Source organism: Halodesulfurarchaeum formicicum (assembly GCF_001886955.1).
Classification (GTDB): domain Archaea; phylum Halobacteriota; class Halobacteria; order Halobacteriales; family Halobacteriaceae; genus Halodesulfurarchaeum; species Halodesulfurarchaeum formicicum.
On sequence record NZ_CP016804.1, the window covers coordinates 1343720 to 1363124 of the forward strand.

Annotated in this window: 20 protein-coding genes; 8 read left to right on the top strand and 12 right to left on the bottom strand. The window is 66.0% G+C overall.

Annotated features, from left to right (window positions below; all coding sequences use genetic code 11):
• Positions 1-6 precede the first annotated feature (6 nt).
• Together HSR6_RS06985 and HSR6_RS06990 are read right to left on the bottom strand one after the other, a co-directional pair.
• Positions 7-504, bottom strand: a complete 498-nt coding sequence (locus HSR6_RS06985; RefSeq protein WP_070365189.1) for a LabA-like NYN domain-containing protein — start codon at positions 502-504, stop codon at positions 7-9.
• Positions 505-528: 24 nt separating this feature from the next.
• Positions 529-1188 (bottom strand): metallophosphoesterase family protein, encoded by a 660-nt coding sequence (locus tag HSR6_RS06990; RefSeq protein WP_071933208.1) that lies wholly within the window; start codon positions 1186-1188, stop codon positions 529-531.
• Between the two features lie 295 nt (positions 1189-1483).
• Here HSR6_RS06990 and dapA point away from each other — a divergent pair, with 295 nt between their 5' ends.
• From dapA to HSR6_RS07020, 6 genes are read left to right on the top strand one after another with little or no spacing between them, the layout of a single operon-like run.
• Positions 1484-2374, top strand: coding sequence for a 4-hydroxy-tetrahydrodipicolinate synthase (gene dapA / locus HSR6_RS06995; RefSeq protein ID WP_070365191.1), 891 nt, complete (start codon positions 1484-1486; stop codon positions 2372-2374).
• Positions 2371-3153, top strand: a complete 783-nt coding sequence (gene dapB / locus HSR6_RS07000) for a 4-hydroxy-tetrahydrodipicolinate reductase (RefSeq protein WP_070365192.1) — start codon at positions 2371-2373, stop codon at positions 3151-3153. Before dapA ends, dapB begins: the two co-directional genes overlap by 4 nt.
• Positions 3150-3980: a 2,3,4,5-tetrahydropyridine-2,6-dicarboxylate N-succinyltransferase gene (locus HSR6_RS07005; protein WP_070365193.1), complete on the top strand. Its 831-nt coding sequence runs from the start codon at positions 3150-3152 to the stop codon at positions 3978-3980. Before dapB ends, HSR6_RS07005 begins: the two co-directional genes overlap by 4 nt.
• Positions 3977-5203: a diaminopimelate decarboxylase gene (gene lysA / locus HSR6_RS07010; RefSeq protein WP_071933209.1), complete on the top strand. Its 1227-nt coding sequence runs from the start codon at positions 3977-3979 to the stop codon at positions 5201-5203. Before HSR6_RS07005 ends, lysA begins: the two co-directional genes overlap by 4 nt.
• A complete protein-coding gene (gene dapF / locus HSR6_RS07015; RefSeq protein ID WP_071933210.1) occupies positions 5200-6027 on the top strand; it encodes a diaminopimelate epimerase in 828 nt (275 codons plus the stop codon). Before lysA ends, dapF begins: the two co-directional genes overlap by 4 nt.
• On the top strand, positions 6024-7097 hold the full coding sequence (locus HSR6_RS07020; protein ID WP_070365196.1) for a M20/M25/M40 family metallo-hydrolase: 1074 nt from the start codon (positions 6024-6026) through the stop codon (positions 7095-7097). Before dapF ends, HSR6_RS07020 begins: the two co-directional genes overlap by 4 nt.
• Here HSR6_RS07020 and purB read toward each other — a convergent pair whose 3' ends face one another.
• Entirely contained in the window at positions 7098-8477 is a 1380-nt protein-coding gene (gene purB / locus HSR6_RS07025) for an adenylosuccinate lyase (RefSeq protein ID WP_071933211.1), read from the bottom strand.
• Between the two features lie 169 nt (positions 8478-8646).
• Here purB and purH point away from each other — a divergent pair, with 169 nt between their 5' ends.
• Positions 8647-10254 carry a bifunctional phosphoribosylaminoimidazolecarboxamide formyltransferase/IMP cyclohydrolase gene (purH, locus tag HSR6_RS07030; RefSeq protein ID WP_071933212.1) on the top strand — a complete coding sequence of 536 codons (1608 nt, stop codon included), beginning with the start codon at positions 8647-8649 and terminating at the stop codon, positions 10252-10254.
• Positions 10255-10297: 43 nt separating this feature from the next.
• Positions 10298-11344, top strand: a complete 1047-nt coding sequence (hemH, locus tag HSR6_RS07035; protein WP_071933213.1) for a ferrochelatase — start codon at positions 10298-10300, stop codon at positions 11342-11344.
• Here hemH and hemE read toward each other — a convergent pair whose 3' ends face one another.
• The 9 genes from hemE to nrfD form a co-directional block, all read right to left on the bottom strand.
• Positions 11345-12352, bottom strand: coding sequence for a uroporphyrinogen decarboxylase (hemE, locus tag HSR6_RS07040; RefSeq protein WP_071933214.1), 1008 nt, complete (start codon positions 12350-12352; stop codon positions 11345-11347). It lies immediately after the preceding gene.
• Positions 12353-12400: 48 nt separating this feature from the next.
• Positions 12401-13456, bottom strand: a complete 1056-nt coding sequence (locus HSR6_RS07045; protein WP_070365201.1) for a glycosyltransferase — start codon at positions 13454-13456, stop codon at positions 12401-12403.
• Positions 13457-13504: 48 nt separating this feature from the next.
• Complete coding sequence (locus tag HSR6_RS07050) at positions 13505-14560, bottom strand: guanosine monophosphate reductase (RefSeq protein ID WP_071933215.1); 1056 nt, start codon at positions 14558-14560, stop codon at positions 13505-13507.
• Between the two features lie 68 nt (positions 14561-14628).
• On the bottom strand, positions 14629-14751 hold the full coding sequence (locus HSR6_RS11295) for a hypothetical protein (RefSeq protein WP_257785450.1): 123 nt from the start codon (positions 14749-14751) through the stop codon (positions 14629-14631).
• 83 nt (positions 14752-14834) lie between these two features.
• A complete protein-coding gene (locus tag HSR6_RS07055) occupies positions 14835-15893 on the bottom strand; it encodes an NAD(P)-dependent glycerol-1-phosphate dehydrogenase (RefSeq protein WP_070365203.1) in 1059 nt (352 codons plus the stop codon).
• 62 nt (positions 15894-15955) lie between these two features.
• Positions 15956-16945, bottom strand: coding sequence for an NAD-dependent epimerase/dehydratase family protein (locus tag HSR6_RS07060; RefSeq protein WP_071933216.1), 990 nt, complete (start codon positions 16943-16945; stop codon positions 15956-15958).
• Positions 16946-16985: 40 nt separating this feature from the next.
• A complete protein-coding gene (locus tag HSR6_RS07065) occupies positions 16986-17594 on the bottom strand; it encodes a helix-turn-helix domain-containing protein (RefSeq protein WP_071933217.1) in 609 nt (202 codons plus the stop codon).
• 1 nt (position 17595) lies between these two features.
• On the bottom strand, positions 17596-18261 hold the full coding sequence (locus HSR6_RS07070) for a TorD/DmsD family molecular chaperone (protein WP_070365206.1): 666 nt from the start codon (positions 18259-18261) through the stop codon (positions 17596-17598).
• Between the two features lies 1 nt (position 18262).
• Complete coding sequence (gene nrfD / locus HSR6_RS07075; RefSeq protein ID WP_070365207.1) at positions 18263-19405, bottom strand: NrfD/PsrC family molybdoenzyme membrane anchor subunit; 1143 nt, start codon at positions 19403-19405, stop codon at positions 18263-18265.

The following is a 19405-nucleotide window of genomic DNA, read 5'->3' on the forward strand; positions in this document are numbered from 1 at the left end:
ATTGCCTCAAAGCAGGAACGTCTCGATCCGATCTCCCAGATCGATGAACGTGTCGGCGACGTCCCTGAGTTCCTCGGCGGTCGAACTCTCGAAGGCCATGACCTCCACGCGGACGCCCTCGTGACGGAGATGGGAGACCAGTCGCGAGAAATCGCCATCGCCCGTACAGAGCACGACCGTGTCCACGTGATCGGCCAGCGTCACCGCGTCCAGACTCATACCCACGTCCCAGTCAGCCTTCTTCGAGCCGTCCTGGAAGGTCTTGATGTCCTTGATCTTGGTCTCGAAGCCGATGTCGGCAAGCGCCTCGAAGAAGCTCTCCTCCTCCGGGGAGTCGGCCCGAATGACGTAGGCAATGGCCCGAGTGAGCTCGCGGTTCTGCACGGCCTTCGAGAGAAGCTTCGAGTAGTCGATGTTCCGGGAGTGAAGACTCTGTGCGGAGTGATAGAGGTTTTGCGCGTCGGCAAGGACCGCAACGCGCTGTCCGGGATGGATCGAGGTCATACCTGCCCGTCTTCCCGTGCGATGTTAAACCTCCGCTTCCTCGTCCGGGCCGGGGGTCTCGTGGCGAGTCACAGCGAGCGTGTCCGGATCCAGTTCGTAGTAGGAGTCCCAGGCCGGCGCGGCGGTAATCACGCGTGTGTCTCCGAAAGTCGTCTCCGTGTGCTGATGGTGGTGTCCAGTCAAACAGAGATCGGGTGAGAGCGCCGAGATGAGTTCATCGACCGGCCGACATCCAACGGCGTACTCCTCGTCGACGTCGGTCCCGTGTGGCGCTTCGTGGGTGAGCAACACATCGACCGAACCCACCCGTTTGAGGGCCTCGACGTCACCCCGGACAAAGTGTCGTCGCCGGTCGCCACGAAGCGCGGATCGGGGCTTCTCGTACTGGGTGGGTGCGAAATTGCCCGACAACCCGCCGATTCGCAGGCCCTGGAGTTCGACGGCGCGGCTATCGAGCAGCCGGGCGTTTCTGGTATTCCGGCTGCGGACCCGGCCATGTCGGAGCGCGTCAATCACGTCGAAATCCTCGTTGTTGCCCGCGATGAAGTAGGTCTCGACCGGCAGGTCATAGTAAAAGAGGTCCCCGAGCTGGAGGGCCACGTCCGGGTCTGCGGCCCGATAGGCGCGCATGAGGGCTGCACGGCGATCGGGCGTGTTCGCGTGGGCGTCACCCAGGACGAGCATTCGATTCCCTGTTGGAGCGCCCCCTTGAAAAACCGGGCGACAGGCCGGGCCCAAAACAGCTTTAACCCTGGACGATCAGCCTTCGAGCATGATACTCGCTTCCACCGGCGGTCACGGCGGAACTGGGGGCGAGTTTCGACCTGTTCTGAAACGTGGGCAGTGATCACATGGCTCGTTGCGGGTTCGGACCCCGTTTCGGGTCGTCTCCTATCCGGCGACCAGTAGTTGACTGGCCGCTCATCACTCGCCCGTATCAGCACACTAATGGAACACCCCACCGACCAACCGACCACCAATGACACACGATCTCACGACCGGCGTCTACCCGGCAATGACGACGCCGTTCCTCGAAGACGGAAGTATCGACCACGATCGACTCGCGGCGAACGCCAGTCGGCTCGAAGCAGCCGGCGTCGACGGCGTCGTCCCTGTGGGCTCGACTGGCGAAAGCGCCACGTTGACCCACCAGGAACACGTCGACGTCGTCGAGACAGTCGTCGAAGCTGTCGATGTGCCCGTGATCGCCGGGGCCGGAAGTAACGCGACCCACGAGGCCCTCGTCCTCGCCCGCGGAGCGGAGGATGCCGGGGCGGACGGGCTCCTGCTCATCTCGCCGTACTACAACAAGCCCGAACCCGCCGGAATGGAGGCCCACTACCGCGCGATCGCGGACGAGGTCGACCTGCCACAGATCATCTACAACGTCCCCTCGCGAACGGGCCGAAACATCGCCGTCGAGACGGCAGTGAACCTGGCGAGCCACGAGAACATCGTGGGTTACAAGGCCGCGAGTGGCGATCTCGGCCGAGTCAGCGAGGTCGCCCGGCGCACGGCCACCGAGGAGTTCTCGGTCCTCTCCGGTGACGACGGCCTGACCCTCCCGATCATTTCGGTCGGCGGCACAGGGGTCATCTCCGTCGCCGCGAACGTCGAACCCGAGCGCACCGTCGAACTGGTTCACGGTGCGCTCGATGGTGACTACGAGCAGGCCCGTGAGGTGCACCGGGAACTCGCCCCACTGGTCGACGCTCTCTTCGCCGAGACGAACCCGATCCCGGTCAAGGCCGCAATGGAGATCCGCGGACACGGCACGGGCCGGCTTCGCTCCCCGCTCTCGACGATCAGCCCGGAGAACCGCCGTGAACTCGAATCGGTCCTCGCGGACCTCGCGGAGGGGGCCGAATGAGCGAGGGCCGCCGAATCGGGGTCACCGGCGCGACCGGCCGGATGGGCCAGGCAGTCCGGGACGCAGCCGAAGAACGCGGGCTCACCGTCGCCTTCGCCGTGAACCGGGACGCCGACCCACAGCTGGAGAACGTGGAGCCGGCGCGTCGATTCGAGACCCTACTCACCGAGACCGAACCCGACGCAATCATCGACTTCACGGGCCCGGAGAGTGCTGTCGAGTACGTCACCCTGGCGGCCGAGGCCGGCGTTCCCATCGTGACTGGCACGACTGGCTTCGACGACGAGCAGCGGGCCGCCCTCGAGGCCGCCGGCGAGGAGAGTCCGGTCCTGCTGGGGGCGAACTTCGCCCGCGGGGTGCAGGCCCTGATCGACGCCGTGACGGCAGCCGTGGGGTCACTCTCGGAGTACGACATCGAACTGACCGAAACCCACCACAACGGCAAACGCGACGCCCCGTCCGGGACTGCCTCGCTGATTCTCGACCGGATCGACGAGGCCCGTGGCGAGCCCGCAGCGCGGGTGCACGGTCGTGAGGGCGAGGCCCCGCGGGAAGCCGGCGAGATCGGCGTTCACGCTCGCCGAGCCGGCGACATCACGGGCGAACACGAGGTCCTGCTCGCAGGCAACCGAGAGACCCTCTCGCTTACTCACCGGGCCGGCTCACGCTCGGTCTTCGCAGAGGGAGCTCTCGACGCCGCGAGCTGGCTCGTCGACCAGGAACCGGGATTCTACCGATTTGCAGCGATCGCAGCGAAACTGAGCGAGACCGACCAATGACGCTGGAAGCCGACATCACCGACCTCAAGCATCGCTACGATTCGGGCGAGGTAACGGAACTGGGCGCGGACGAACGCGAGGTACTTGCGGAGTTCCTCGCCGCCCTCGAAGCGGGCGAAATTCGGGCCGCCGAACCCCGCAACGGCGGCTGGGAAGCCGTCGAGTGGGTCAAGACCGGAATTCTGCTCAACTTCTCGCTCCGGGAGATCGAGCCCCGGACCTACGGCGACGTGACCTACCACGACGTGCTGGGACTCCGAGAAACCGCTGATCTGGGCGAGCGCGGCACCCGGAACACGCCCAATGGCACCACAATTCGCCGCGGAGCCTACGTCGGCAGCGACGCGATCCTGATGAGCCCAAGTTTCGTCAACATCGGCGCGTACGTGGGCGACGGCACGCTGGTCGACTCGGCGAACACGGTCGGTTCGTGTGCCCAGATCGGCGAGAACGTCAAGCTTGGCGGAAACACGCTGATCGGCGGAGTCTTGGAACCTGTCGAGGACACGCCGGTCGTCATCGAAGACGACGTCTCCCTGGGTGCCGGCACCCGGGTAACCTCCGGATTCGTCGTCGGCGAGGGGAGTGTCGTCGGCGAGAACACGCTTTTGAGCCCCAGAGTACCGGTCTATGACCTGGTCGAGGAAGAGATCCGCTACGGCGAACTGCCGCCAAACCGGCGAGCATTCACCCGCTTTGTCGAATCCAGCGTGGGCGATCACGAACTGTTCAGCGACGGCGCGTACAAGCCCGCGGTGGTTGCCATGGACATCGAGGCCGAAACACGGGACGCAACCCAGCGCGAGGCGGAGCTTCGAAGTTCATGACCGGACCGACCGTTCGCCGACTTGACGACTGGGACCGAGACCCGCTGCAGGAGATCGCCGAAACCCACGGGACCCCAGCTTACGTCATCGACCTGGACCGGGTCCGGGAGAACCTGGACCGGTTGCAGACGGCGTTTCCGGACGCCAGACTGCTGTACGCTGTCAAGGCCAATGCCGGCCGGGCAGTTCTGCAGACACTTGCAGACGCTGGTGTCGGCGCCGAGTGTGCCTCCATCGGGGAGGTGAGCCGGGCGCTTGAAGCCGGCTTCGACCCCGCCGACGTGCAGTACACCCCGGTCAACGCGCCAGCCCGAGACCTCGATGGCCTCCTGATCGATGGCGGCGGGACGATCACCATCACCGTCGACGCGATGGACACCATCGACCGCCTCGCCGAGCGTGGCTTTACCGGGGACATCGCGATCCGAATCCACCCAGGGACAGGTGCTGGCCACAGCGACGCAGTCGCGACCGGCGCGGACGCCAAGTTCGGGATCCCGGTCGATCGGGTCCCGGAGGCGGTTGCGGCCGCGACCGAGCGAGGATTCGATGTGGTCGGCCTGCACGCCCACGCCGGGAGCGGCATCTTGAACGACGGACTGGCGGCCCACCAAGAGGTCATCGAGACGATCGCGTCGGTCGCGACGGACCTGGACACCGACCTGGAGTTCGTCGACGTGGGCGGCGGGTTCGGCGTTCCGTATCGGCCCGACGAAGAACCGCTCGACCTGGACGCGATCGCGACCGCAACCCGAGAAGCTCTCTCGGAAGTCGACGCCGAGCTCCGTATCGAACCGGGCCGCTATCTGGTCGCCGACGCCGGGGTCCTCCTGGCCCGGGTCAACACCGTCAAGCCGGCCGGCGACGGCGTCCTGGCTGGCGTCGACGCGGGCATGACCGATCTGCTCCGACCGGCCCTGTATGACGCCTACCACCCGATCAGGTCACTCAGCGAGGACCGGGCCGGAGAGAGGGAGACGGTCTCGGTCGTCGGCCCGATCTGTGAGAGTACCGACGTGCTCGCCCGGGACCGACGTCTCCCGAAGCCAGAGCGAGGTGAGCTGTACGCACTCGGCTTCACCGGCGCCTACGGCATCGAGATGGCGAGCCAGTACAACAGCCGGCCGCGAGCACCCGTGATCGCCATGGAAGACGGCGCGACCGAACTCGTCAGACGCCGGGAAACTGTCGAGGACGTGATCGACTCGGAGGTGGACAGATGAACGTTCCCTATCGCCAGTACCACGGGACGGGCAACGCATTCGCGGTCGTCGAAGCCGCGGCTCTGGAGACCGACCGGGCGGCGTTTGCGCAGTCGGCCTGTGCGGAGTTGGGGGTGGATGGGATCCTCTTTCTGGAACTCGATCCCGAAACCGATCCCACCCGGGTCGGCTTCACACTCTACCAGCCGGACGGCAGCACGGCCGAGATGTGTGGCAACGGAGCCAGGGTGGCCGCCCGGTGGGCCCACGAACAGACTGGAAATCGAAAGTTTCGCCTCGACACCCCGGCCGGGGACCGACTCGCGGACGTTGATGCGGACCAGACCAACGTGACCGTCGAGATGGGCGAACCGACCTTCGAGCCGGCCGAAATCCCCGTGGAATCGGAGGGACCGATGATCGAGGAGCCCTTCGAGGGGCTGACGATCTCGGCTGTCAACACGGGTGTGCCCCACGCGGTGGCGTTCCTCCGGTCGGTCGAGGAGGTTGCCCTGGAGGCCATGGCCCAGCCGATCCGCTACGCGGATGAATTTCCGGCGGGCACGAACGTCACGGTTGCCGAGTACGTCGGGCCCAACGAGTTCAGACAGCGCACCTACGAGCGGGGCGTCGAGGGTGAGACCCAGTCCTGTGGGACCGGCGCAGTCGCGATCGCCGCCGTCGCCGTCAGACAGGAACTGGCCGAGGCTGGAACGCCGATCGAGGTGTCGCCACCGGGCGGCACGCTGACGGTGACCGTCCCGACAGACGGGCCAGCCACGCTTGCGGGCCCAACGGTCTTCGAGCGCGAGGGAACGGTCGAGTTCGAGGGGGCGAACCGATGAGCTTCGACCCGATCAAGTTCCTCGAAACGGCCGTCGAAACTCCCTCGACCGAGTCGGTCACGGCAATGCGGGAACTGGTCCGGGAGACTTTGGAAGCGAACGGTGAAACAGTCAGGATCGACGACGCCGGAAACCTGCTGGCCGAGAAAGGGAGCGAAGAGCCACGGATCGTTCTCAACACGCACCTGGACACCGTCCCGCCCCACCACCCGCTCGAACGGACCGAGACGGAGATCCGGGGGCGAGGGTCCTGCGACGCGAAGGGGCCACTCGCGGCGATGCTCGCGGCCTTCATTCGCACGGAGCCCGAAACGGGTCGGCTGACCCTCGCGCTCACGCCCGACGAGGAACAGGAGTCGACCGGCGCAGCGGCGCTCGAACTGGACGCAGACGGTTTCATCGTGGGCGAACCGACCGGGCTCGACGTATGTGTGGCCGCCAGGGGCCGATTTCAGGGGACGGTACGCCTGGGTGGGCGGGGCGCTCACGCAGCCACGCCCGAATCGGGCGTGAACGCCATCTCGGGACTCAAAGAGGCGATCGCGGGCCTGGAGAGCTACGACGCCGAACACGGGCCCGCGACCCATCCACGGCTCGGGGCCCCCACACTGACCCCCACGCTCGTCTCTGGGGGCGAAGCCACCAACCGGATCCCGTCGGAAGCAACTCTCACAATCGATCGACGGAGCGTGCCGCCCGAGCGGGCACCCGAGTTCTTCGAGTCGCTCCAGGCACACTTGCGCTCGGTCGTCCCCGAAGATCTCACCGTCGCGGTCGAGCCGGCCGAGCGGGAGACCCCGTTTCTGGAAGGGTTCGAGACGGATTCCGACGCGGCGGTCAGTCAGGCGCTGGTCGCTGCCGGCGCGGGCGAACCTCGAACCTTCGGAGCCGCGACCGAGGCCGCCTATTTTGCGGCGGTCGCGCCGACTGTGGTCTTTGGGCCGGGCGTGCTGGCCGACGAACAGGGGCCGGTCGCGCACGGCGAGCGGGAGTACGTCTCGATCGACGCCGTCCGGCGGGCCGGAACGATCCTCACCGAGGGACTCGAGACGCTTCTCGTGGCCGGATAATTACGCGTCTCGTGCGAGCGAGGCGGCGATGCCGGTGTACGATTCCGGGGTGAGCGAACGGAGCGTTTCTTTCGTCGAGGCATCGACGTCAAGGTCCTCGATGAGCGCCTCGAAGTCCGCCATGGTGACGGATTCGCCACGGGTGGCTTCCTTCACCAGTTCGTAGGCGTCCGGATTCCCCTCGCGCCGGAGGACCGTCTGGATCGCCTCCCCGATCACCGCCGGATTGGCCTGGAGGTCCTCGGCCATGACCGACTCGCGGGGCACGACCTTCGCCAGGCCGGTCTCGAGTTTCACGTAGCCCAAAAGCGAATGGGCGAGTGCGACCCCCATGTTCCGTTTGACCGTCGAGTCCGAGAGGTCCCGCTGCATGCGGGAGGTCGTGATGGTCTCCGCGAGGAAGCCCAAATCGCTGTTGGCCCGCGAGAGGTTGCCCTCGCTGTTCTCGAAGTCGATCGGGTTGACCTTGTGGGGCATCGTCGAGGAACCCGTCTCGCCCGCCGCGGCTTCCTGGCCCAGATAGCCCCGGCTCACGTACTGCCAGGCATCTTGATCGAGATCGATCAGCACCCGATTGACACGGGCCAGCGCGTCGAAAAGCGTCGCCAGGTCGTCGCCGGGATTGATCTGGGTCGTCGGCTGCAGGTAGGAGAGTCCCAGATCCGTGACGAACTCGCGGGCAAAGGCCGGCCAGTCGACGTCGGGGTAGGCCACGGCGTGGGCCGCGAACGTCCCGGTCGCCCCGCCGAGTTTGCCCGCGAGCGAGTCTGTCGCCGCTTCGACGGCCGCGATTCCCTGGCCCACGCGGGCGGCGTACACCGCCATCTCCTTGCCGAAAGTCGTCGGCGTTGCCGGCTGGCCGTGGGTTCGGGCAAGCATCGGGAGATCTGCATGTGCGTGTGCAAACTCGGTCAGTTCCTCACGAATCGCCCGCAGTCGAGGCAGTAACACCGACTCCATGGCGTCCCGGATCAGCATGCGGTAGGCCAGGTTGGTGACGTCCTCGCTCGTCAGGCCAAAGTGCAACCAGGGATGGACCCGTTCGGGTGTGGCCTCCCGCAGATAGTACTCGACGGCCTTGACGTCGTGGTTGGTCGCGGCATACCCCTTGGCCCCGGTCGTCTCGATGGCCTTGATCAACTCGGCGTCCGACTCATCAAAGTCCCGATAGCAGTCCCGCATCGACGCCCGGAGGTCGGGATCGATCTCGACGGGGGTCGCCTGGAGATCAGCGAGGGCGATAGTGTACTCTACCTCGACGGTCACGCGGGCACGCTGCAGCGCCGCTTCGCTCACGTACTCGACGAGCGGAGCAGTACGGTCGGCGTACCGGCCGTCGAGCGGCGAGACGGCCCAGAGCGGGCCACGATCGTTTGACATGTGTCGGTGTGGCCGCGGTCGCCGGTTAAGAATGTCGGTCGAGTCGTTCCACGTTCGTGAATACATTCGTCCCGTTTCACGCCTGGAGCCACGGAGATATGCACGAGAGTGTATAATCGTTCGCGGAGGGACCACAACGATTTTGCGAATGCGCGCCGGGCTATCCAGTATGCCAATCATCGCCGGACTCGCGAGCAACCGCGGTCGCAATCTCATGCACATCCAGGATCGACAGCCGGGGGGCACGACCCTCGGGGTCGTCGTGTCGAACCACGCCGACGCGCCGATCATCGAAAAGGCCGAAAATCGAGGGATCGACACCGCCGTCGTCGAGCGCTCCCCGGGAATGGCTCGCCGGGAACACGAACGACGAATCTTGCAGGTGCTTTCCGACTACGACCTGGATCTCGTCGCGCTCGATGGCTACATGCGAATTCTGTCCGAGACGTTCCTCGAAGCCGCGCCGCCGACGCTCAACGTTCACCCCTCGCTGTTGCCGTCCTTCCCGGGCGATAACGCCCACGAGCAGGCCCTCGATGCTGGCGTCGCCGTCTCCGGGTGTACTGTTCACCTCGTAACCGACGCCGTCGCCGAGGATGGCTCGGTCATCGATGAGCACGTCGATGCGGGCCCGATCATCACCCAGGAGCCAGTGCCGGTCTACCCCGAGGACGACCCGGCTGATCTGAAACGCCGGGTCCTCTACGAGGGCGAGTTCACGGCCTATCCCCGGGCGATCGCGATGATCGCAGCGGGACAGGTGACAATCGAGGGAGACTCGGTCACGGTCACGGAGGACGGCGGGGCCTTTCCACATCGGCGGTTTAACTCCGCCGACCGGGTTCGCAAGTTACGGTATGGGGAGAACCCCCATCAGGACGCCGCCCTCTATGCCGATCCGCGAAGCGAGGCCGCCAGCGTGGTCGACGCCGACCAGCGAAATCCCACCGGCAAGGCACTCTCCTACAACAATTATAACGACGCCGACGCCGCCCTGAACCTGATCCGGGAGTTCGAAGCGCCGGCCGCTGCGGTCATCAAGCACACCAACCCGGCCGGGTGTGCGGTGGGCGACAGTCTCAGCGAGGCCTACGAAGACGCCCTGGCCACGGACGCCAAGAGTGCGTTCGGCGGGATCGTGGCCCTCAACCGACCCTGTGATGAGCCAACCGCGACCGCCATCGTCGACTCGTTCAAGGAGGCTGTGGTGGCACCAGGGTACACAGATGCCGCCCTCGACGTACTGACGGAAAAAGACGATCTCCGCGTGCTCGACGTCGGCGAATTCGATGGCGACACGCTGGGACAGGTCGAGAAGCCGCTGGTCGGGGGTCGGCTGGTCCAAGAGCGTGACCTCCAGGCCCCCCAGGCGGCGGATCTGGAGACGGTAACCGACCGCGAGCCAACCGAGGCCGAACTGGAGTCGTTGCTCTTTGCCTGGCAGACCGCCAAACACGTCAAGTCAAACGCCATCGTCCTGGCGTCCGGCACCGAGACGGTCGGGATCGGAATGGGACAGGCGAGTCGAGTCGACGCCGTCGACCTGGCGACCAAGAAGGCCGAACGGGATGCCGAGGGCAAGTCCGCAGCAGGGAGTGTCATGGCGAGTGACGCCTTCTTCCCCTTCCCGGACGGGGTCGAACTCGCGGCCGAAGCAGGCGTCGAGGCCGTGATCCAGCCGGGTGGCTCGGTCAACGACGAGGCCGTCATCGAAGCCGCGAACGAGCACGATCTGGCGATGGTGTTCACGGGCACCCGTGCCTTCCGGCACGATTGAGGGTTCCCACAACTATACCCCGGACGCTCTCGTTTGGGACGGTATGGACGCAGGCGTCGTGTTGCTCAACTTCGGCGAACCCGCCGAACCGACCCGGGAAGCCGTCGAACCCTTCCTCGAACGTATCTTTCTGGACAACGCGAATCTGGAACGCTTCGACAGCGAGGCCGCAGCCCGCGAGCGAGCCAGCGAACTCGCCAACCGTCGGGCGAGCGGCCTCATCGAGGAGTACGAGACCATCGGTGGCTCCCCGCTCGACGAGCAGGCCCAGGCCCAGAAGTCGGCCGTCGAGGACGAACTCGCCGCCCGGGGATTCGACCCGGTGGTGTCCCTGGCGATGCAGTACACCGACCCGCTCATCGACGACGTGGCCGCCGAGATGGCTGCCCAGGACCTCGATCGCGTGATCGTCGTCCCGGTGTATCCACTCTCGGGCCCCTCGACCAACATCGCTGCCGTCGGGGACTTCGAATCGGCGCTGGCTGAGCACGACGCCGACGTGGAGTTCCGTGCCGTCACCGGCTGGCATCGGCACGCGACGTACACCCGACTCCGGGTGGAGAACGTCCAGTCGTTCCTCCAGGCCCAGGGAGTCGACCTCGGGACCCCGGGGACCGAACTCCTCTTCTCGGCCCACGGGACTCCCACCTCGTACCTGGAGGCCGGCAGCCGCTATGACCAGTACGTCACGGAGTACGCGGACACCATGGCCGCGTTGCTGGGCCGGGAGTCCTACACGCTGGGCTTCCAGAATCACGCGAACCGGGACATCCCCTGGACCGAACCGGACATCGAGGACGCCCTCGAATCGATCGAGGCCGACCGGGTCGTCGTCGAGCCGATGAGTTTCCTCCACGAGCAATCCGAGACGCTTCACGAACTCGACGTCGAACTTCGCGAGGCAGCCGAAACACAGGGGCTGGAGTTCTACCGGGTGCCAGTGCCACACGACGATCCGCGGCTCGCGACGGTCCTCGGGGACCTGATCGAACCGTTCCTCGCCGACTTCGACCCCGCCTACCACCAGCTTCGCCAGTGTCAATGCCGGGATGAGCCGGGAACCTACTGCCTGAACGCGCCCGTCGAGTAATTACCATTCCCAGGATTTCGCCGTCTCGACGAAGGCCGCGACCGACTCCACGGGCGTGGAGCGATTCACGCCGTGCCCGAGATTGAGAATGTGTCCCTCCGGGCCGGCGGCCTCGATGACCGACTCCGTGCGCCGCCTGACGAACTCGGGGTCGCCCAGCAGATCGGTCGGATCGAGGTTGCCCTGGACAGGCTGTTCGCCGAGGGTCTCGCGGGCCTCGGCCATGTCGACCGTCCAGTCGAGCCCGACCACGTCCGCGCCGCTCTCGGCCAGGGTCGGCAACCGACCGCCCATGTTCCGGACGAAGACGATCGTTGGCACGTCGACGGCCTCGAGGATCTCCTGATGGAGCGGCAACACGTAGTCGCGGTAATCCTCGGGCCCCAGGAGTCCCGCGTAGGTATCGAATAGCTGGATGGCGTCGGCCCCATGGTCGACCTGGAACTGGACATACTCCCGAACAACGTCCGCGAACGTCGAAAGCAGGTCCTCGAAGGCCGTGGGATGGGCCGCACGGAACCCCCGCACGGGGATGTGATTTTTGGCGGGCTCGCCCGCGACCGCATAGGAAGCGAGGGTGAAGGGCCCGCCGGCAAATCCCAGAGTCGCCGCCCGGTCGCCGACGTGGTCACTCACGCGCTCGATCAACTCGCCCACGTAGTCGAGCCGTTCGGCGACCGGTTCGTGGTGGTGTGGGACCGCCTCCGACGTCTCGATCGGGTCGTCGATGACCGGCCCCACGCCGGATTCGAGGTGATAGTCGATGCCCAGCGGCTCCAGGGCGACCAAAATGTCCGAGTAGATCACGACGGCGTCGAGGCCGAAGCGCTCGAAAGGCTGCAACGTGATCTCGGTCGCCACGTCCGGGGTGGAGATGGCCTCGCGGAAGGTGTAATCGGCCCGAAGCTCGCGGTACTCGGGGAGATAGCGGCCCGCCTGGCGCATCAGCCAGACCGGCGGCCGAGCAGTTTCCTCCCCGCGGGCCGCCTGCAAGAAGTGTGATCGCATCGTCGAACGATCGTGTGGAGTCACCAAAAGGCTTGACCAACCAGCGACTCAGGACCGGATCGATCGATAGGCATCGAGGTACGTCTCCAGCACGGCGTCGTCGTCGAACCGGGCGAACGCCTCGTCGAAGCTTCGTCGTTCGAGGTCCCCGGCCGCGGCGAGTCGGCGGGTAAGCTCCTCCGGGCTGGTCGCCGTGAACCCACGCTCCTCGTGCTCGACCAGTTCGTGAGCGCTCGCCGCCTCGTGGTACTCGACTACCGACACGCACCCGGCCGCGAGCGCGCGAAGCAGGTCGTGGGCGAACGGCGTGTATTCGGCGGTGTGGACGTAGACGTGTGCTGCCTTGAACCGGGCGATGCGTTCCTCGACGGGGAGGTCCCCGACGAAAGTCACCCGGTCGTCGATCCTGAGGTCCCGGGCCTGGCGTTCGTAGGCCGCCCGACGGGGGCCGTCACCGATGATCGTCGCCGTCCAGTCGTACTCGCGAAACTCCGCCAGGGCCAGGAGCAGCGTTTCGAGGTTCGCGCCGTCATCAAGCCGGCGAGAGTAGACGATGTCCCCGCTTTCGGTTGGGGTTGTCTCCCTGAGCAGTTCCATGTCGATCCCCGTCGGAATAACCTGGATATCCGCGGCATCGACACCCAGCGCTCTTACAGTGGTCTCGACCGTCGTCGAGGGCGTGACGATCGCATCCGCCGCACGAAGCCCGGCAGATCTGAGCCAGCGCGAAAATCCACCAGTCGTCTCCGGTGGGTCGTAACATTCCACGAGCAGGCCGGCCCCCGTCATGGTCGCGCCGATCCGCGCCGCGACGACCCAGTTCGGCGGTTCACACGCTGCATGCACCACGTCAGGACTGACCTCCCGAACGGCGTTGACGACCCCCAGCGGTGTGGATAGCCCACCGGTCGAGCCGTCACCGACCGCGTGATAGGTGAGCCCGTCCTGTTCGAACTCCACGAAGTCCCCCTGCCACCACTTCGCCGTGATGACCGTCACCTCGTGGCCGCGTTCGGAAAGCGCCGTGGCCAGACGGTTCAACCGGGCTGCGCCGTCGGTGTCGGCGTGATGAATCGTCGTCGCCGAGACGAAGGCCAGCCGCATACTATCGGGCACGGCGACCGGTTTAAAAAAGGTTTCAGTTCCGCCCGGTCACTCCACCGTCGGGTTCTCCCAGTCGTGATCGAAGTGGGCGCCCTCTCGGCGTCGGGCCCCCGGTGCGACCTGGATGAATTCGGCGCGATCCCTGGCCGCAGGAATCGTCGCTGCGCCCACGTAACTCAGCCCCGAGCGGATACCTGCGAGGAACTCCGTCGTCACCTCGGCCAGTGGGCCAGCAAGCGGCGTCAGCGCCTCGACGCCCTCGTCGGCGGTCGGCTCGCTGTTTTCCTTGTCGGTGCGAGCGTCGTTCGCGGCCGTGGTCGCCATTCCACGGGAGCGTGTGTACTGTTCGCCGTCCACCTCGACGATCTCGCCGGGCGACTCTTTCATCGCCGCGAAGAACCGACCCATCATCACGGTGTCCGCGCCGGCCAGGAGTGCCTTCGTCGCGTCCCCCGAGTTCCGGATGCCGCCGTCGGCGATGATCCGGACATCCAGGTCCGCCGCGGCTTCGGCGGCATCAGAGACGGCGGTGAGCTGTGGCACTCCGGCCCCGGCGACCACTCGGGTCGTGCAATGTGAGCCAGGTCCGATGCCGACTTTGACCGCGTCCGCACCGGCTGCAGCCAGGTCCTGGACCCCCTCAGCAGTCGCGACGTTCCCGGCGATCAAATCCACGTCGGGAAACTCCCGTTCGATGTCCGAGACGGCATCGAGGGCCCGTTCGAGGTGTCCGTGGGCCACGTCGACCATGACGGCGACCGCGCCGGCTTCGATCGTCTGCTCGGCCCGCTCCAGGTAGTCCTCGCTGATTCCGACTGCGGCCCCGACCCGTTCGCCGGCCGCCCGCACAGCCCTGACTTCCGCGAGTTGCTCCTCGATCGAGAGGAACCGATGGATCGTACCGAATCCACCGATTCGGGAAAGTTCGATCGCGGTCTCGGCCTCGGTCACCGTGTCCATCGGCGCGCTCAAAAGCGGATTTTCGAGCTCGATCGACGGTGTGAGGTTGGTCGAGAGGTCGACCTCATCGCGGCTGTCCACTGGCGAACGATGTGGCACGAGCAAGACGTCGTCATAGGAGAGTCCGGTGCGTAGCGTATCCATCCCGACTGGCGTGAGGGATGGACTTGCTTAAAGGTTTCACACCGCTGTCGAAGGCGTGGGCGAAAGCCCTACAGGGTCGTTCCGCCGAGACCTGGCGAACACTGTCCACAGTACGCGTGATTCCGATAGACGGTCGAGTGTTCGAGCGGCCGGCCACAGGACTGGCACTTCTGATAGGGTTCGGTTCGCATGATTCGTACCTCAGAGAAACGGGGCAATCCATAAACCCCTTCGAGAACGGGCGGGAACTGCAGGTTTTTTAGGCTAGCCAAAATCAGATGACGCCGGTTCTGGTGGCCGCTTCGATCGCGGCCGCCTCCTCGATGCCATCCCCGAGAATCGTGTAGCGGTCGCGAATCTGGTGGGCCGTCGTGAGCGCCTCGATGACCGCCTCGTCGCTGATCCCGAGTTGGTCGGCGGTGGTCGGGGCGTCGATACTCGCAAGCGCGTCCCGCACGGCTCGCCACTCCCCGTCCGCGCCGCTGTGGAGGTACTCGGTGAGGATCGAACCGACCCCGACCTGATGGCCGTGAAGCGCGCTCCCGGGGACGATCCGGTCGAGCTGGTGGCTAAAGAGATGTTCGGCGCCGCTGGCCGGTCGTGAGGAGTCCGCGATGCTCATCGCCACGCCCGAGGAGACGAGTGCCTTCACCACGATCCAGGCGGACTCCTCCAGTCCGCGTTTGATCGAAGGGGCGGCGTCCCGGAGCAATTCCGCCGTCATCTGTGAGAGGGCCCCGGCGTACTCGGAGTACTCGACGTTCTTCAGCCGATTGGCGAGTTTCCAGTCCTTGACCGCGGTGTAGTTGCTAATGATGTCCGCACACCCGGCAGTCAGAAGCTCCCAGGGCGCTTCGGCGATGATCCCGGTGTCCGCGATGACGGCGATCGGGGGCGCGGCCGCCACGCTATGGCGGGTATCACCTTCGGGCACCGATCCGCGGCCGCTCACGATGCCGTCGTGGCTGGCAGCGGTTGGGACCGAGACGAACCCCACGTCAAGCCGGTCCGCGGCCATCTTCGCGATGTCGATGGGTTTGCCCCCGCCGACGCCGACGAGAAAGCCGGGCTCGACCGTTTCTGCCGCCTCCAGCACGCGCTCGACCGCTCCGAAGGAGGCCGCCTCGATAACGACGACCGCCGGATCAAAACCCGCCGCTTCGAGTCGTTCGAGGAGGAAGTCCCCGGCCACCGCTTTCGGCGTCTCGCTCGTCACGACCAGCGGCCGACCGTGGAGGTGGGTGCTCGTGATGACCTCGCCGGCCTCGGAAAGGACGTCGTGGCCCACCACGACGTTCCGGGGCAGCCGAATCCAGGTCGATTTCTCGAACATGGTTTGGCTTCTTCGGCGGGACACATAAACAACCACGGGAGCCGACCGACGCCACCGCTCACTCAAAGCGTATCCAGAACCGCAAGGACACGCTCCTCCGCATCGCGATCGGGGCCGTTCTCGATACCGGTTCTGGAACTCTCCTGGAAGTCAGTTACCGTGCGGGCCATCGCCGTCTCGACCGGGGTCGAATCCCAGCCCAGAGCCGCGATCTTGGCCGTCGAGAGCAGGTGTGGATAGGGCCGGTAGAGCGGGAACGCCTCGGCATCGAGGTCGGCGACCGAGAGTTCGCGATTGCTGGCGTGGACGACATCCACGTCGGTCTCCAGGGCCCTCGCGGCCAACTCGACCATTCGATCCAGGGTGACGGCGTTGCGGTCGCCGACGTTGTACGCCTCGCCCGGCGTGCCACGCTTCGCGACGAGCCGGAGACCACGGGCCACGTCCTCGACGTACGCTCGCTGCCAGAGGTTCGTGCCGTCCCCGGGCACCACGATTCGCTCCTCGTTCTCGATCCGGTGCAGCCAGTAGGCCAGTCGCTCGGTGTAGTCGTGGGGCCCGTACACGATCGGCGGCCGGACCGCCATCGCGTTCACACCCTGCTCAGCGGCCTCGAACACCGCTCGATCACCGGCTGCTTTCCGATTTCCGTAGGTTTCGGGCATGTCGTCCGTGGCCTGGGCGGGCGAACACGGTTCGAGGGGAGTTTCGCCCTCTCGTTTGGGCACCTCCTCCGCGGCGTACGCGGCCCCACTTGAAACGTAAACGTAGGCGTCGGCGTCGGCGAACACCCGCGTCGCGTGCTCCACGGCTCCGGGGTGATAGGCGACCATGTCGAAGACGATGTCCGGTGCGACCGCTTGGGCGGCATCTTCGAGGCTCTCGCGATCGGTTCGGTCGCCGGTGACGTGATCCACGTCTGGCTCGTCCGCAAAGGGGTTCTCGTGTCGCCCGCGATTGAAAATCGTTACGTCGTCCCCGTGGGTGAGCAGCTCTTCGATTAGATGCCGGCCGATAAAGCGGGTCCCACCGATGACAAACGCCTTGGTCATGGGGAGGGGACGAGCCCAACTGGAAAAACAATAGCGACCGCTACCGCGAGGTGGAAATCTGGCCGAGGATCTCCCGTTCGGCCTCGCGAAGCCGACTTTCGAAGGCGGACTCGTCCAGGCCGGCCAGCGAGGAAAGTTCCGAAAGTGTCGTCTGTCGCGGGCGCTCGTAGTATCCCGCGTCGATCGCGCGGAACAACGCCGCCCGCCGTGAATCGGTGAGTGCCGCGAGATCGATCTGGGCGGGCCAGGCTGTCTGTTCGCGGTCGACCTTCCAGTAGTCCACCAGTTCGACAGCGTCCGCGACGTCGTCCAGCTCGGCCCGGATCGACTGGGCCGCCTCGAAGGAGTCGACGTAGGTAGTCACCAGCAGCTCCCCGTCCGCCGACCGAGACGGACGCACCCGGGGCACGGACCCGGAGTCGAAGACCGCCGTGCACGCACACGGGCGAGAAAGCGGCCGTTCGAGCTGTTTCACGGCTGTTTCGCCCTCCGCGCGGACGACGAGTTCGCAGTTGATCCCGTCCTCCGTGCGGAAGACAGAAATATCCGTTATCGTCCCATCGAACTCACGGACCGGACACGTTCGGGTCGGTCTGACCCGGAATTCGAGCCGGTAGGAGCTGCGATTCAACCCGGTCGGGTCGTCCATGTCACTCGACGTTCGATCTCGCTCGCTCGGCCATCTGTTCGACCGCTTTCGGTTCCGGTGCCGAAACGCCGAGGGTCGCCCGAAGGTGATCGAGAACCTCGCCCAGCACGTCCACACACCACCGGTGGAACGGCGCCTCGGCGACGGCCGCGTCAACCAGCTCCTGGAAGGGGTCGACCCAGTCCAGTTCCGACTCGACGAACGTCGCCAGCTCGTCGATCTCCGCGGCCTCGGTCAACACGCTGGCGTACTCCAGTTCCAGCGCGAGGTGATCGGCCGGGTAAGCCTCCGGAACGGCGGCGTCCATGGCCGCGTAGCGTCGCTCCATCGCCGTCGCCGGTGGGCCCTCCATCAGGCCGCCCTCGTGATCACCGTACCACTCCTTGTACGGGGAGGCAGCGGGTGGCGCGAAGGGCTGTCGAAACGCTCCAAACAGAGCCTCGTAGTCTTCAGTCAGGTCCCGGCCGTCGATCGACGGCGGAGGCGAGGGCTCAGCGAGCCCCACGTCCGCCATCGTTCGGGAGAGGTCCTCGTAGAGGCTCCCGTCCTCGATGGCCCGTCGGAGGTCCTCGTCGGGGTGGCGCAGGCAGTTCGACAGCAGCACCTGGAGCTGTTCCCAGGACCCGCGAGCCGGCAACGTCCGTTCCTCACGATGGTGGTCTTCCATGCTAGAGTCCGGGGACGGCAAGCGGGGTTTTCACGGCAGCCAGCAACACGACATAGCGCAGCAGGTAGCCGCCGACCAGCACCAGGACGTACTTCGTCGCGTAGCCACCGGTGAGCACTTTGCGCCCGAAGGGCGTCTCGCCGAAGTCCGTGAACTGGTGTAACATGGTCACCGTCAGCGAGATCACCACGGGGAGCCCGGTCCCGAGGATCAGGACCCCGCCGATGAAGGCCAGCTGGTAGGTTCCCAGCAGTTCGGAGAGTGTCGCCTGTGCCCCGAGATTAGCCGACCCGGAGAGGAAAGACAGCAGCGCTCCGATGGCGACCAGTTCCACGATGATGATGGCGTCGTCGGTCAGGCAGAACCGGTGATTGACACGGGTCAGCGCGCCACCGCTCATGACCGTTCCCAGGAGCGCAGCCGAGATCCCGGTCGAGACCCCACTCATCAGGAAGATGAAGGGGAGGTAGGTTCGGCTCCAGACCGGCACCGCCGCGATGTCGCTGAGGAGCATCGCCGTGTAGACCACGACGAGCACGGCAACGACCGCGCCGAAGGTCCGGAAGGCACCCCAGACACGGTTCGGGAGCCGCGTGATGTCCGCGAGCCGGTCGAGGAGCCAGACGATCCCCCGTTCCGTCCGCCAGGGCATCACCCCGTCGATCCAGCCGAGAATCTTTCGGGGGAAGAGGCTCAGACCGGATTCGTCCCGCAGATCCCGGCCGAAGTGCAGCCAGAGGGTCTCCAGGACTGCGATCAGGGAGAACGTGATGATCATCCAGGTCCCGATGACCATCCAGGAGCCGTAGTTCGTGAAGTTCCACGCGAAGGTCAGCGCGCGCAGCGGCGCGCCGAGGTGTGAGAGCAAGGCGATGCTCCCGACCCCGATGGCGATCAGCGCGATGACCGAGCCCCAGCGGGATGTCTCCGCACACGCAAAGCGGTGTTCCGGGTCGTCGGTCCGGGCCAGTAGCAGGCGGCCGAGCCAGTTGTCGGCGTCCATCAGACTCTTCATGAAGCTGGCCCAGGCCGAGGTGAGGTACGAGCCGCCGGCCACGCCCCCCAGGAAGAGGTACGTGGCGATGAACACGCCCCAGTGGACGTGGGGTAACCACAGCCATTCACTGGCTCCTATCGCGCTCAT

What these genes read in the sequence shown, in the direction of transcription:
- HSR6_RS07045 (WP_070365201.1), bottom strand. Translation starts at nt 13,456, where the DNA reads ATGCGGCTGGCCTTCGTCTCGGCGACGACGATTCATCACGCCGACACC.
- dapB (WP_070365192.1), top strand. Translation starts at nt 2,371, where the DNA reads ATGAGCGAGGGCCGCCGAATCGGGGTCACCGGCGCGACCGGCCGGATG.
- HSR6_RS07020 (WP_070365196.1), top strand. Translation starts at nt 6,024, where the DNA reads ATGAGCTTCGACCCGATCAAGTTCCTCGAAACGGCCGTCGAAACTCCC.
- dapA (WP_070365191.1), top strand. Translation starts at nt 1,484, where the DNA reads ATGACACACGATCTCACGACCGGCGTCTACCCGGCAATGACGACGCCG.
- HSR6_RS06990 (WP_071933208.1), bottom strand. Translation starts at nt 1,188, where the DNA reads ATGCTCGTCCTGGGTGACGCCCACGCGAACACGCCCGATCGCCGTGCA.
- purB (WP_071933211.1), bottom strand. Translation starts at nt 8,477, where the DNA reads ATGTCAAACGATCGTGGCCCGCTCTGGGCCGTCTCGCCGCTCGACGGC.
- HSR6_RS07005 (WP_070365193.1), top strand. Translation starts at nt 3,150, where the DNA reads ATGACGCTGGAAGCCGACATCACCGACCTCAAGCATCGCTACGATTCG.
- purH (WP_071933212.1), top strand. Translation starts at nt 8,647, where the DNA reads ATGCCAATCATCGCCGGACTCGCGAGCAACCGCGGTCGCAATCTCATG.
- hemE (WP_071933214.1), bottom strand. Translation starts at nt 12,352, where the DNA reads ATGCGATCACACTTCTTGCAGGCGGCCCGCGGGGAGGAAACTGCTCGG.
- HSR6_RS06985 (WP_070365189.1), bottom strand. Translation starts at nt 504, where the DNA reads ATGACCTCGATCCATCCCGGACAGCGCGTTGCGGTCCTTGCCGACGCG.
- HSR6_RS07065 (WP_071933217.1), bottom strand. Translation starts at nt 17,594, where the DNA reads ATGGACGACCCGACCGGGTTGAATCGCAGCTCCTACCGGCTCGAATTC.
- HSR6_RS07055 (WP_070365203.1), bottom strand. Translation starts at nt 15,893, where the DNA reads ATGTTCGAGAAATCGACCTGGATTCGGCTGCCCCGGAACGTCGTGGTG.
- dapF (WP_071933210.1), top strand. Translation starts at nt 5,200, where the DNA reads ATGAACGTTCCCTATCGCCAGTACCACGGGACGGGCAACGCATTCGCG.
- HSR6_RS11295 (WP_257785450.1), bottom strand. Translation starts at nt 14,751, where the DNA reads ATGCGAACCGAACCCTATCAGAAGTGCCAGTCCTGTGGCCGGCCGCTC.
- hemH (WP_071933213.1), top strand. Translation starts at nt 10,298, where the DNA reads ATGGACGCAGGCGTCGTGTTGCTCAACTTCGGCGAACCCGCCGAACCG.
- HSR6_RS07050 (WP_071933215.1), bottom strand. Translation starts at nt 14,560, where the DNA reads ATGGATACGCTACGCACCGGACTCTCCTATGACGACGTCTTGCTCGTG.
- HSR6_RS07070 (WP_070365206.1), bottom strand. Translation starts at nt 18,261, where the DNA reads ATGGAAGACCACCATCGTGAGGAACGGACGTTGCCGGCTCGCGGGTCC.
- HSR6_RS07060 (WP_071933216.1), bottom strand. Translation starts at nt 16,945, where the DNA reads ATGACCAAGGCGTTTGTCATCGGTGGGACCCGCTTTATCGGCCGGCAT.
- nrfD (WP_070365207.1), bottom strand. Translation starts at nt 19,405, where the DNA reads ATGAGCGCGATAGGAGCCAGTGAATGGCTGTGGTTACCCCACGTCCAC.
- lysA (WP_071933209.1), top strand. Translation starts at nt 3,977, where the DNA reads ATGACCGGACCGACCGTTCGCCGACTTGACGACTGGGACCGAGACCCG.